This is a genomic window from Luteimonas dalianensis (genome assembly GCF_049339425.1).
Taxonomy (GTDB): Bacteria; Pseudomonadota; Gammaproteobacteria; order Xanthomonadales; family Xanthomonadaceae; genus Luteimonas; species Luteimonas dalianensis.
In genome coordinates, this window is the sequence record NZ_JBMPPO010000003.1 from 353126 (window position 1) to 365759 (window position 12634).

Sequence of the window (12634 nt, forward strand, 5' to 3'; positions counted from 1 at the left end):
GCCCGCCGCCCGCCTAGCCCCGGGAGAGCCGCGCGACCGCTTCGGGCACCCGCGGCTGCAGCTGGTCGAAGTAGGCGCTGATCGCGGCGAACTCCTGCTTCCAGCCCTCGGCATCGATCCCGAACAGCTGGCCGAAGTCGACGCCCTCCAGCCCGTCCACGTTGACCGCTCCCTCGGCGGGCAGCAGCCCGACCAGGCTCTCCACCGCCGGCGCATCGCCGGCCACGCGGCCGATGATCCACTCCAGCACCCGCATGTTGTCGCCGAAGCCGGGCCACATGAAGCGGCCGTCGTCGTCCTTGCGGAACCAGTTGACGTGGAAGACCCCCGGCAGCTTCGCGCCCGGCTGGTCGAACGAGAGCCAGTGGTTGAAGTAGTCGCCGAAGTGGTAGCCGCAGAACGGCTTCATCGCCATCGGGTCGCGCCGGACCACGCCGACCGCGCCGGTGGCCGCGGCGGTGGTTTCCGAGGCCATCGCCGCGCCCACCATCACCCCGTGCGCCCAGTCGCGGGCCTGGAACACCAGCGGCACCAGCGAGGCGCGGCGGCCACCGAACACGATCGCGCTGATCGGCACGCCCTGCGGATCCTCGGTGTGCGGTGAGTACGTCGGGCACTGGCTGGCGCTCACGGTGAAGCGCGAGTTGGGATGCGCGGCCGGGCCGTTGGCCGGATCAAACGGGCGGCCCTGCCAGTCGGTCACGGGCACGCGGTCGTCCAGGCCTTCCCACCACGGCTGGTTGTCGTCGGTGACGGCGACGTTGGTGAAGATGGTGTCGCGCTGGATCGAGGCCAGCGCGTTCGGGTTGGACCTGGCCGAAGTGCCCGGCGCCACGCCGAAGAAGCCGGCCTCCGGGTTGATCGCCCACAGGCGGCCGTCCTCGCCGCGGTGCATCCAGGCGATGTCGTCGCCCACCGTCCACACCTTCCAGCCCTTCTCCCGGTAGCCCTCGGGCGGGATCAGCATGGCCAGGTTGGTCTTGCCGCAGGCGCTGGGGAACGCGGCGGCGATGTAGTGGGTCTCGCCCTGCGGGTTCTCCACGCCCACGATCAGCATGTGCTCGGCCAGCCAGCCCTCGTTGCGCGCCTGGTATGAAGCGATGCGCAGGGCGTGGCACTTCTTGCCCAGCAGCGCGTTGCCGCCATAGCCGGAGCCGTAGGACTTGATCGCCAGCTCCTCGGGGAAGTGCATGATCAGGCGGCGCTCCGGGTCCAGCTCGCCGGTGGAGTGCAGGCCCTTCACGAACGGCTTGCCTTCGGCCCCCTCGCGCTCGATCCGGGCCAGCGCGTCGGCGCCCATGCGGGTCATGATGCGCATGTTGGCGACCACGTACGGCGAATCGGTGATCTCCACCCCGCAGCGCGCCAGCGGCGAGCCGACCGGGCCCATGCAGTACGGCACCACGTACAGGGTGCGCCCGCGCATGCAGCCGTCGAACAGCGCGTCGACCTTGGCGTGGGCGTCGGCCGGGGCCATCCAGTGGTTGTTGGGGCCGGCGTCCTCGCGTTCGCTGGTGCACACGAAGGTCAGGTGCTCGACCCGGGCGACGTCGTCCGGGTCGGAGCGGTGCAGGTAGCAGCCCGGGTGCGTGTCCTGGTTGAGCTCCAGCAGGGTGCCGTCGGCGAGCATGGCCTCCAGCAGCGCCTGGTATTCGCCTTCGCTGCCGTCGCACCAGTGGATCGCGTCGGGACGGGTCAGGGCGGCCACTTCGGCTACCCAGTCATTCAGCGCGGGCAGCGCGCTGCCGTTCACGGGCGTGGCCCGTGCTGCGGGAACTGCATTCATCTTGCCTCCGGAAAGTGCTGCAAAAAACCGCTTTTCGGGCGGGGAAAGCGGAAAGCTTACCCGCTGCGCCCCGGAGGCGCCGCGCTGCGCTGCAACAATGCCCAAAAACCCGGCCATTCCCGGCCCGGGCCCGGCGCCCCGCTACGCCGGGATCAGGGTTTCCATCACGTGCCCGATGTACTGCTCGTAGGCCTCGTGGTCCAGGCGCGACTGCGGCAGCTGCAGCGACAGCTGCAGGAAGCCGACATAGGCGCTGTAGGCCAGGCGGGCGCGGTGCCTGGCCTTGGGCGGCTCGAAGCCCACCTGCCGGAACGCGCTGGTGAGGTACTCCAGCCGCCGCTCGGAGACCCGGCCAATCACCGGCTGCACGATCGGATGGTCCAGCGCCTGCAGCAGGGCGCTGTAGATCACGTGCGACTGGATCTCGGCGGCCACCATCTGGATCAGGCCACGCAGCCGCTCGTGCGGATCGGTGATGGCTTCCAGGGCGCCGAACAGCGCCTCCTGCTCCACGGTCTCCCAGCGCTCCAGCGCCGCCTGCAGCAGCGCGTCGCGGGAGGGGAAATGCCAGTAGAAGCTGCCCTTGGTGACCCCGAGGCGGCGCGCAAGCGGCTCGACCGCGACCGCGGCCACGCCCTGCTCGGCGATCAGGTCCAGGGCGGCCTGCGCCCAGTCCTCTGCGCTGAGGCGGCCGTTGCGCTCCTTCGGCTTGCGGGAAGGCGTCTTGCCGGGAGCGGCTTTCGTCATGCGGCGAGTGTATCCATACGGGGGCGTTTCGTCATGCCCGCAAAGCCGGACGGCGGGGTTTGACAGCGCCACGCGGCGTTCCCATACTGCCGCGTATGGTCAATCCAGCGGTCCGCAGGCAAGCTCGCCAGGGCACCGCTGCTGCAGGAGTTCCGACATGAGTGCTGTAGTCCCGTTCCTCCTCCTGGTCCTCACCGGCGCGTTTGCCGCCTACCACCGCCTGCGCCTGGCCACCTGGGTCGCCCTGGCGGTGACCGCACTGGTCATCGGCTGGCTGCTGGGCGCCGGCGCGAGCGCCACCGCGGTGGCCGCCGTGCTGCTGGCGCTGGTGGCCGTGCCGCTGCTGGTGGCGCCGATCCGCAAGGCGCTGGTCACCGCGCCGCTGCTGAAGTTCTTCCGCAAGGTGCTGCCGCCGCTGTCGCAGACCGAGCGCATCGCGCTGGAGACCGGCTCGGTCGGCTTCGAGGGCGAGCTGTTCACCGGCGACCCGGACTGGGAGACCCTGCTCGCCTATCCCAAGCCCGGGCTGACCGACGAGGAGCAGGCGTTCCTGGACGGCCCGGTCGAGCAGCTGTGCCGGATGGTGGACGAGTGGCAGATCAACCACGTCCAGGCCGACCTGCCGCCGGAGCTGTGGGACTTCATCAAGCAGAACCGCTTCTTCGGCATGATCATCCCGAAGGAATACGGCGGCCTGGGCTTCTCGGCGCTGGCCCACCACAAGGTGATCCAGAAGCTGGCCACCGCCTCGAGCGTGGTCAGCTCCACCGTGGGCGTGCCCAACTCGCTGGGCCCGGGCGAGCTGCTCATGCACTACGGCACCACCGAGCAGAAGGACTATTACCTGCCGCGGCTGGCGGCGGGCGAGGAAGTGCCCTGCTTCGCCCTGACCGGGCCGTTCGCCGGCTCCGACGCGACCTCGATCCCGGACTTCGGAATCGTCTGCAAGGGCGAGTGGAACGGCGCCCAGGTGCTGGGCGTGCGGCTGACCTTCAACAAGCGCTACATCACCCTGGCCCCGGTGGCCACGCTGATCGGCCTGGCCTTCCGCATGTACGACCCGGACGGGCTGATCGGCGACGAGCGCGACATCGGCATCACCCTGGCGCTGATGCCGCGCGACACGCCGGGCGTGGAGGCCGGGCGCCGCCACTTCCCGCTCAATTCGCCGTTCCAGAACGGGCCGGTGCGCGGCAAGGACGTGTTCATCCCGCTCAGCCAGCTCGTCGGCGGGGTGGAGAAGGCCGGGCTGGGCTGGAACATGCTCAACGAGTGCCTGGCCATCGGCCGCTCGATCACCCTGCCCTCCACCGCCAGCGGCGGGGTCAAGTACGCGGCGGTGGTGGCGGGTGCATATGCGCGCATCCGCAAGCAGTTCGGGCTGTCGATCGGGCGCTTCGAGGGCGTGGAAGAAGCGCTCTCGCGGATCGGCGGCAAGGCCTATGCGGCCAGCGCGCTGTCGCAGGCCACCGCGGCCGCGGTCGACCGCGGCGACGTGCCGTCGGTGCCCTCGGCGATCGCCAAGTACCACTGCACCGAGATGGGCCGCCAGGTGGCCGGCGACTTCATGGACATCGTCGGCGGCAAGGGCATCATCCTGGGGCCGCGCAACATCGGCGGCCGCGCCTGGCAGGCTTCGCCGATCGCGATCACGGTGGAAGGCGCCAACATCATGACCCGCAGCCTGCTGATCTTCGGCCAGGGCGCGATCCTGTGCCATCCGTGGGTGATGAAGGAGATGAAGGCGGCGCAGGATCCGGACGAGGCGGCGGGCCTGGTGGAGTTCGACCGCAACCTGTTCGGCCACATCGGCTTTGCGATCTCCAACGCGGTGCGCTCATTCTGGTTCGCCATCACCGGCTCGAAGATCGGCAAGGCGCCCGGCGACGACTACACCCGCCGCTACTTCCGCAAGCTCGACCGCTACTCGGCCAACCTGGCGCTGATGGCCGACGTGTCGATGCTGATGCTGGGCGGCAAGCTCAAGTTCAAGGAGTCGCTGTCCGGGCGCCTGGGCGACGTGCTCAGCCACCTGTACATGACCAGCGCGATGCTCAAGCGCTACCACGACGAGGGCGCGCCGGAGGCCGAGCAGCCGCTGCTGGCGTGGGCCTTCCACGACAGCGTGCACCGGATCGAGACCTCACTGTCAGCGGCGCTGCGCAACTTCCCGATCCGGCCGGTGGGCTGGCTGATGTGGGCGCTGGTGTTCCCGCTGGGCCGGCGCGCGGTGGCCCCGGGCGACCGCCTGAGCCACCGGGTGGCCTCGCTGCTGATGAACCCGGGCGCGGCGCGCGACCGGCTGGCCCGGGGCACCTACCTGACCCCGGCGGACAACAACCCCGGCGGGCGCATCAACAGCTACCTGGCCAAGGCCATCGCCGCCGAGCCGGTGGAGCGCAAGTTCCTCAAGGCGCTGAAGAACAGCAGCATCGAAGCGCTGGACTTCGCCTCGCAGCTGGACGAGGGCGTGCGCGAAGGCTGGATCACCGCCGACGAGCGCGCCCAGCTGGAAGAGCTGCGCGAGCTGACCCTGGATGCGATCACGGTGGACGACTTCGACACCGAGGAACTGCGTTCGGCGGGCTACCGGGTGCAGCAGGAAAAGCGCAAAGCGGCCTGACGGCGGCGGCAGGGCGGCGGCATGGGCAACGACACGATCCTGCTCCTCTGCGCCGCCCACAGCTTCGGCTTCGCGCTGTTCCACCTGGGTTTCTGGAAGCTGTTCGGCTGGCCGCGGACCCTGCGCGAGACCACGGTGGCCAACCGCGCGATCCTGCAGATCGCCAACCTGCAGCTGGTGTGGGTGTTCCTGCTGGCGGGCACGCTGTGCCTGCTGTTCCCGGGTGAAATGGCTACCACCCCGCTGGGGCGTGCATTGCTCGCGGGCATGGCGGGATTCTGGGTGCTGCGCCTGATCGGCCAGTTCATCTGGCTGCGGATCAACCACCCGATGGTGCACGCGCTTACCGCGCTGTTCGTGCTCGGCGCCGCCCTGTTCGCGCTGCCCCTGCTGGACTGAACGCTCCGTCCCGCAGGAGCGCCATGCGCGCTCCTGGCGTGCGCACTCCTACAGTTTGGCTTCGCTGTGGTGTTCGGGCAGGCGGCGCTGTTCGCGCACCACCCGCCAGGCGCTGAAGGTGAAGCCCAGGGCGACGCCGATGCCGGCCAGGAACACCATGCTCGAGCCGAACGCCGCCAGCGCCTTGTGCACCCAGACGAAGGTGAGGTCGCCGCCGCGGTAGATCGCGGTGTCGATCACCGCCTTGGCCTTGTAGCGCGATTCGCGATCCATGCGCGTGTACAGGGTTTCGCGCGCGGGCTTGTTGAGCGAGAACTCGCTGGCCCGGGTCATCACCTGCACCGCGGCCACCATCAGCGGCAGCGGCGAGGCCGACAGCAGCGAGAATCCGATCAGGATCGCCACCGCCGGCAGCAGGAGCAGCGGCGCCACGCCATAGCGGCGCAGCAGCCAGCGGGTGGCGAACAGCTGGATCACGATGGTCAGCCCGTTCACCGCCCAGTCCAGGGTCGAGTAGTAGCGCGTGGCCGCCTCGGCGGTCGGGAAGTGCTCGCGCACGATCGCCGCCTGCTCGTTGTACAGCAGGGTGCCGATGCCCACGCCGAAGAACATCAGCATCGCCAGCGCCCTCAGCAGCGGATCGTTCCACACCCGCAACAGACCCGCCCACACCGAGCCGCCCATCGCCTGCTCGCCGCTCTGCTCGGCGTGCGCGCTCTCGCGCCGCATCGCCCACGGCCGCAGCTTCACGATGCACAGCAGGCACACGGCCAGGAACCCGGCCGAGACCAGCAGCAGGTTGGCCACCCCGATGTGCTCGACCAGCATGCGGGTTAGCGCCGGCCCCGACAGCGCGCCGATGGTGCCGCCGGCGCCGATGTAGCCGTACACCTGCTTGGCGTGCGCGTTGTCGAACACGTCGGCCATGAAGCTCCAGAACACCATCACCGCGAACAGGTTGAACACCGCGATGAAGATGAAGAACACCGCGCCCCGGCCCGGGATGCCGCTGTCGAACGCCCACCAGAACCCGCCCAGGCATGCGATGAACACCAGGTACACCACCGGCAGGAAGACCCGCCGCGGGAACCTGGCCACCAGCCCGCCGTACACCGGCTGCAGCACCAGCATGGCGATGAAGGTGCCGGTGAACAGCACCTGCAGGGTGTAGTCGCCCAGGGCCACGCCGCGCTCGGCCGCCCACTCCAGCAGCCAGGCCGGGAACACCGCGGCCGGATCGCGCGAGGCGCCCATGGCATCGCGCACCGGGCGCAGCACGTAATAGCCGCACAGCAGGCAGAAGAAATACAGCAGCGCCCACCACAGCGGCGGCGAGGCCGAAAGCGCCGAGCGGAAGCGCCCGAAGCGGGAGGTCGAAGGCACGGGATCGGTCACTGCGGCAGGCGGGTTCGGCATCGCCGGCACCGTAGCCGAAGCCCGGCGTCAGCGGCTATCGCGCTCAGGGTGTCTTGCCCTGACCCTGCGCAGCATCGGCCTGGTATTCCTTCTCGTCGATGAAGGACGAGCCGACCAGGCGGTTGATGTCGTTCTTGATCCCGACCCGCACCGCGTTCTCGCGCCCGACCGCGCAGGCCAGGCGGACGAACTCGTCGTCGAAGGTCTTCGAGGCCTCGCGGTCGCGCAGGCCGTCCTGCACGTCCCACATCGCCTCGTTGGCGGCCTTGAGCCCGTGCTTGAGCTCCTCCACGCCGGGATAGCGGCCGCGCAGGCCGTCCCAGATGGCGGTCAGCCCCTGCAGCTCCGTCTCGACGTTGCGGCGCTTGCCGTCGTCGGCAATGCGCTCGGACTTGATCTCCAGGATGGTGATCTTGTCCAGCAGCTCGCCGATCGACATCGGCATCAGGATCGAACCCACTGTCATCTCCGGGGCGTCACTGGAGCGGGTGAAGGGAATCGAACCCTCGTCTTAAGCTTGGGAAGCTTCTGCTCTACCATTGAGCTACACCCGCCTGTGGCAGGCAGTCTAGGGCCGCGGGGCGCCATTTGCCAAGCGTGGCGAGGCCCTTTCTGTTAAACTGGCGGGCGTTTGGTCTGAACTGCCCACATGTTTTCCATTCGCTGAGGCAGGCGTTGGGCCCCCACAACCAGGCGCGCGATCGAGTCCGCTCTCGCGCCGCACTGCGCTTGTGATCTTTGCGATCGTTTGCGTACCCAGGACCCCATGCCGGTCCTTTTCGTGCGCGTTCATCCCGTGTGCGTTCCGCAGCAACCGCGTGTCCCTCCCCGGGGCCTGCGCGGGAGCCTTGCGCCGTCCGACCGGCACCAGGAACCCGTAACAGCCAGGAGGAACTCCCCCCCATGCAGGAAGACGACCCACAGCCACATCCTTTCCCCGAACAGCCGCTGCCACCCTGGCGGCGCGCCGTGATCAAGATCGGCAGCAGCCTGCTGACCGACGGCCGCGGCAACCTGGGCCGGCACAACGCCGCCGCCCTCGCCGGCCTGGTCGCGCGCTACCGCCGGCAGGGCCGCGAGGTGCTGCTGGTGTCCTCGGGCGCGGTTGCCGCCGGCCGTGGCCTGGTGGCGCGGCGCCGCGGCGGCCTGGTGCAGCGCCAGGCGCTGGCCTCGCTGGGCCAGACCCCGATGCTGGCGCTGTGGCAGGACCTGGTGGAGCAGCCGGTCGCCCAGGTGCTGCTGAGCCACGACGACCTGCGCAACCGCCGCCGCTACCTCAATGCCCAGGCCACGCTGCAGGAGCTGCTGCGCAGCGGCGCGCTGCCGATCGTCAACGAGAACGACACCGTGGCCATCGACGAGCTCAAGCTCGGCGACAACGACAACCTGGCCGCCGCGGTGGCCACCCTGGTCGACGCCGACGTGCTGCTGATCGCCACCGACATCCACGGCCTCTACAGCGGCCATCCGGTGCGCGACCCGGACGCGGCCCCGCTGCCGCTGGTGGAAGCGATCACCCCCGAGGTCATGGCGATGACCGCCGGCGGCGCCGGCGCGCTCGGCACCGGCGGCATGGCCACCAAGCTGGAGGCGGCAAGCAAGGCCGCCGCGGCCGGCATCGATACCGCCCTGTTCTGCGGCCACGATGCGCGGGCGCTGGACGCGCTGGCCCGCGACCGCCTGCTCGGCACCCTGATCCCCGCCCACGGCCCGCGCCTGCTGGCGCGCAAGCTGTGGCTGCGCCACCAGCCGCCCAGCCCGCACCGGGTGCAGATCGACGACGGTGCCTGCCACGCCCTGTCCGCGCACGGCGCCTCGCTGCTGCCGGGCGGCGTGACCGGCGTGGAAGGCGACTTCAGCAGCCGCGCCGTGGTCGACCTGGTCAGCCAGGCAGGCCGCCGCATCGGCCGCGGCCTGGTGCAGTACCACGCCACCGACCTGCAGCGCATCGCCGGCTGCCACAGCGAGGAAATCGAGGACGTGCTCGGCTTCCACAACGGCAGCACCGTGATCCGCCGCGACGACCTGGTCCTGCTGGACCACGCCGCCGCGACCCCCCATTGAACAAGGAGTCACCCATGTCCTATATCCGCTCACTTGCCGAACGCGCGCGCGCGGCTTCGCACGCGATCGCCGGCCTTGAACCCGAGCGCCGCGCCGCGCTGCTGCGCGCGATGGCCCGGGCCGTCGACAGCGGCCGCGCCGGCATCCTCGCCGCCAACGCCGGCGACATGCAGCGCGCCGAAGACGCCGGCACCACCGGCGCCATGCTCGACCGGCTGATGCTCGACGACGCCCGCATCGACGGCATCGTGCAGGCGATCGACGAGATCGCCGCCCTGCCCGACCCGGTCGGCCAGGTCACCCGCAGCGAAACCCACGCCAACGGCATGACCGTTGAAAAGGTGCGCATCCCGCTGGGCCTGATCGCGATGATCTACGAGGCCCGCCCCAACGTGACCGCCGACGCCGCCGCGCTGTGCCTGCGCGCGGGCAACGCGGTGCTGCTGCGCGGCGGCTCGGAGGCGCGCGAAAGCAACATCGCCATCGCCCGCTGCCTGCACGCCGCGCTGGCCGAGTTCGACCTGCCGGCCGAGGCCGTGGCGCTGGTGGAGGACACCGCGCGCGAGCACGTGCTGGAGCTGCTGCAGCTCACCGACCTGGTCGACCTGGCGATCCCGCGCGGCGGCGAGCGCCTGATCCGCTTCGTGGCCGAGAACGCCCGGGTGCCGGTGATCAAGCACTACAAGGGCGTGTGCCACCTGTACGTGGACGCCGCCGCCGACCCGGCCGCCGCCATCCGCCTGGCGGTGGACGCCAAGCTGTCGCGGCCCGGCGTGTGCAACGCGCTGGAGACGCTGCTGGTGCACGCCGATATCGCCGATACCTGGCTGCCCGACGCGCTGGCCACCCTGGCCGCCGGCGGCGCGGAAATCCGCGGCTGCGAGCGCACCCGGGCCCTGTTCCCGGACGCCAGGGCAGCCACGGAAGAGGACTACGACGCCGAGTACCTGGCGCCGATCCTGGCCGTGCGCGTGGTCGATTCCATCGACGACGCCATCGCCCACGTCCAGCGCTACAGCTCCGACCACACCGAGACCATCTGCACCACCGATCAGGCCGCGGCCGACCGCTTCGTGCGCGCCATCCGCAGCTCGGCGGTGATGGTCAACGCCTCCTCGCGCTTCAACGACGGCGGCCAGCTCGGCCTGGGCGCGGAGATCGGCATCTCCACCACCCGCCTGCACGCCTACGGGCCGATGGGCCTGGAGTCGCTGACCATCGAACGCTGGGTGGTGCGCGGCGACGGCCAGATCCGCCACCCCGACCTGCAGCGGCCGGAGCAGGCCAAGGCCGCCTGAGTAAACGGCCGCCGTCATCCCCGCCCGCGCGGGGATGACGATCAGGGGCTCAGAAGCCGCGGCCCAGACTCAGGAACACGGCGGTGTTTCCGCCGCCGTCATGCCCCACCGTGCCGCTGATGCCGACGTTGGCGTCCAGCCCGAACAGCGCCGTGCGCGCGCCCAGGGTGATGCTGCCGTAGCTGTCATCGGCGCCGTAGGTCGGCACCGCGTATGCCCCGCTGGCCGACATGGTCTGGGCGATTGCGAGCGCCTCATCCGGCATGTCCTCGAACTCGTTGTCCCAGGTGAAGCGCGCATACGGGCGCACCGCGCCCTCGCCGGTCACCGCGACCTGCCAGCCGACGCTGCCGATCATCGAGTCGATGTCCTGATCCGGATAGGCCAGCGAAGTGCTCAGCGCCGCGTCGCTCTCGGCGAAGCCGTCCATCTCGATCTGCTGCCACACCAGCGAGACCACCGGGCCGTGGCGCAGGTTGCCGCGCTCGAAGTCCCAGCCCAGGTGGGTGGCCAGCACGAGGCTCTCGCCGTCGGTGGAGCCGCGGTGGCTGCGTTCGCCCTGCCCCAGCCGCACCCGGCGATGGCTCTCGAAGTCCAGCTGCGACCAGCCCAGCTGGGTCACCCCCCAGCCGCCGCTGTCGCCGAACCAGCCAGCGTAGCCGCCGATGGTGACGTCCTCGTAGCGGAAGTCGCCGCGGCTCAGCCCCCAGTGCTGGCGGGTCTGGCCGTAGCCGCCGAAGGCGCCGAACACCGCGTTTCCGCGTACCCAATCCAGGCCCACGGTGAGCGCCGGGCCGAAACCGTCATGCAGGTCGCCGTCGCCGCGGCGCAGGTAGTTGCCGGCCACGTCGGCCCACCAGCCGCCGGTGTCCGGCCGGCTTTCGACGTGCCAGGCCACGCGCTCAGCGCGGCCGCGCCCGGTCGCGGCGGCCGCCTGCGGCATTGCCGCCACCAGCGCCGGGGCTTCCAGCACCGATGCGGCAAAGTCGGCCAGCGCGGCGTGGCCGGCGTCGGTCGGGTGCACGCCGTCGGCGAACAGGTAGGTTTTCGGCGCATCGGGATGGGTGTAGCTGGCCGGGCTGCAGGTCAGCGACTGGGCGGTGATCTGCGGCTCGCAGGCGGTGCCGGTGACGTTGGCGAAGCCGTACTCGCCGGGACTGGCGGCCACCTCGCGCAGGAAGCTGAAGGTATCCAGCGGGATCACCCGCAGCCCGCTGGCCGCCAGGCCGCCGAACAGGGCGTCGTTGTAGGCGGCCGCCAGCGCGGTCAGCTGGCCCTGCGCCAGCGGCCCCTGCGCGCGCGCGGCCGGGGTGATGCCCATGTCCGGCAGGTTGGGCACCAGCACGTAGCGCGCGCCGGCGCCCTGCAGCGCGCCGACCAGGCCGACCTGGGCCGCCACCGCGGTGCCGATGGTCTGCTCCGGCGGCGCCCCGGCAGCAACGGCGAACACGTCGTTGGCCCCGCCCCACACCGAGTACAGCGCGTCCGGATCCACCCCGCCCGCGCCCATGAACGCCTGCACCTGGCTGGCCACCGACGGCGTCGGCCCCAGCGCGCCGAACACGTCCCCGGCCACCCTGGCACCGCCCACCGCGTAGTTGTCGCCGGCCTGTCCGTTGCCGTTGGCCGAGGCGTCGGTGCCGTAGCGTTCGGCCAGATGCTGGGCCCAGACCCAGCCGGGATTGGTGGTGAACTGGCCGGTCACCGCCTGCACCTCGGGCGGCAGCAGCGGCCGGAAGAAGCCGCCGTCGGTGAGGCTGTCGCCGAAGAACACGGTGCGCGAGAACCGGCCCTCGTCGGCGAGCGCCGGGCCGGTGGCCAGGGCAATCGCGCCGGCGAGGATGGCGGGAACGAGGCGGGGACTGCGTGGGGTCATGGATTCCTCCTGAATCAACGGGATGCGGGCCGGCGTTTGCATACGCCGGCGCATGGGCGCGCATCGTTCCACGAAGCCCTGCGGCGCTCACGCCGCAGTGCGTCATCAAAATGTCATATCCAGTGATCGGCGGGCCGCCGAAGCTGAACCACCGGCTTGGCGCGCCTGCGCGCAAACAGGGACAATGCCCGCATGGAAATCGTGCTCAATGGCGACAGCCTGACCATTCAAGACGGCGCCACCGTGGCCGGCCTGCTGGACTCCCAGGGCCTGGCCGGACGCCGGGTGGCGGTGGAGGTCAACGGCGAGATCGTGCCCCGCGGCCGGCACGGTGAACACGCGCTGGCGGCCGGCGACAAGGTGGAGATCGTCCACGCGCTGGGGGGCGGGTAAGCCTCATCTCCCCATCTGCGCGATAATCGTGC

General features: G+C 70.7%; 10 protein-coding genes and 1 tRNA gene. 5 read left to right on the forward strand and 6 right to left on the reverse strand.

From position 1 onward, the window contains the following. Positions 1-13: 13 nt before the first annotated feature. Positions 14-1786 carry a phosphoenolpyruvate carboxykinase (GTP) gene (locus ACOZ90_RS06205; RefSeq protein WP_422892772.1) on the reverse strand — a complete coding sequence of 591 codons (1773 nt, stop codon included), beginning with the start codon at positions 1784-1786 and terminating at the stop codon, positions 14-16. A gap of 141 nt (positions 1787-1927) precedes the next feature. Further along, positions 1928-2533 (reverse strand): TetR/AcrR family transcriptional regulator, encoded by a 606-nt coding sequence (locus ACOZ90_RS06210; protein WP_422892773.1) that lies wholly within the window; start codon positions 2531-2533, stop codon positions 1928-1930. 157 nt (positions 2534-2690) lie between these two features. Between ACOZ90_RS06210 and ACOZ90_RS06215 the strand changes: the two genes are divergently transcribed. Both ACOZ90_RS06215 and ACOZ90_RS06220 read left to right on the forward strand, forming a co-directional pair. Further along, complete coding sequence (locus ACOZ90_RS06215; RefSeq protein WP_422892774.1) at positions 2691-5156, forward strand: acyl-CoA dehydrogenase; 2466 nt, start codon at positions 2691-2693, stop codon at positions 5154-5156. A 21-nt stretch (positions 5157-5177) separates the two neighbouring features. Then, on the forward strand, positions 5178-5555 hold the full coding sequence (locus tag ACOZ90_RS06220) for a hypothetical protein (RefSeq protein ID WP_422892775.1): 378 nt from the start codon (positions 5178-5180) through the stop codon (positions 5553-5555). Between the two features lie 48 nt (positions 5556-5603). On the opposite strand, the gene ACOZ90_RS06225 is transcribed toward ACOZ90_RS06220, so the two are convergent. The 3 genes from ACOZ90_RS06225 to ACOZ90_RS06235 all read right to left on the reverse strand — a co-directional run bounded on the left by ACOZ90_RS06225 (position 5604) and on the right by ACOZ90_RS06235 (position 7525). Next, complete coding sequence (locus ACOZ90_RS06225) at positions 5604-6950, reverse strand: NTP/NDP exchange transporter (protein ID WP_422892776.1); 1347 nt, start codon at positions 6948-6950, stop codon at positions 5604-5606. Positions 6951-7014: 64 nt separating this feature from the next. Continuing rightward, positions 7015-7431, reverse strand: a complete 417-nt coding sequence (locus tag ACOZ90_RS06230; protein WP_422892777.1) for a DUF6165 family protein — start codon at positions 7429-7431, stop codon at positions 7015-7017. A 20-nt stretch (positions 7432-7451) separates the two neighbouring features. Continuing rightward, a tRNA-Gly gene (locus ACOZ90_RS06235) sits at positions 7452-7525 on the reverse strand. A gap of 349 nt (positions 7526-7874) precedes the next feature. Here ACOZ90_RS06235 and proB point away from each other — a divergent pair. Then, positions 7875-9035 carry a glutamate 5-kinase gene (gene proB / locus ACOZ90_RS06240; protein WP_422892778.1) on the forward strand — a complete coding sequence of 387 codons (1161 nt, stop codon included), beginning with the start codon at positions 7875-7877 and terminating at the stop codon, positions 9033-9035. A gap of 14 nt (positions 9036-9049) precedes the next feature. Beyond that, positions 9050-10333, forward strand: coding sequence for a glutamate-5-semialdehyde dehydrogenase (locus ACOZ90_RS06245; protein WP_422892779.1), 1284 nt, complete (start codon positions 9050-9052; stop codon positions 10331-10333). 49 nt (positions 10334-10382) lie between these two features. Here the strand turns inward: ACOZ90_RS06245 and ACOZ90_RS06250 are convergent, their stop codons facing one another. After that, positions 10383-12209, reverse strand: a complete 1827-nt coding sequence (locus tag ACOZ90_RS06250; protein ID WP_422892780.1) for an autotransporter domain-containing protein — start codon at positions 12207-12209, stop codon at positions 10383-10385. A gap of 192 nt (positions 12210-12401) precedes the next feature. Here ACOZ90_RS06250 and thiS point away from each other — a divergent pair, with 192 nt between their 5' ends. After that, positions 12402-12602, forward strand: a complete 201-nt coding sequence (gene thiS, locus ACOZ90_RS06255; protein ID WP_422892781.1) for a sulfur carrier protein ThiS — start codon at positions 12402-12404, stop codon at positions 12600-12602. Positions 12603-12634 lie beyond the last annotated feature (32 nt).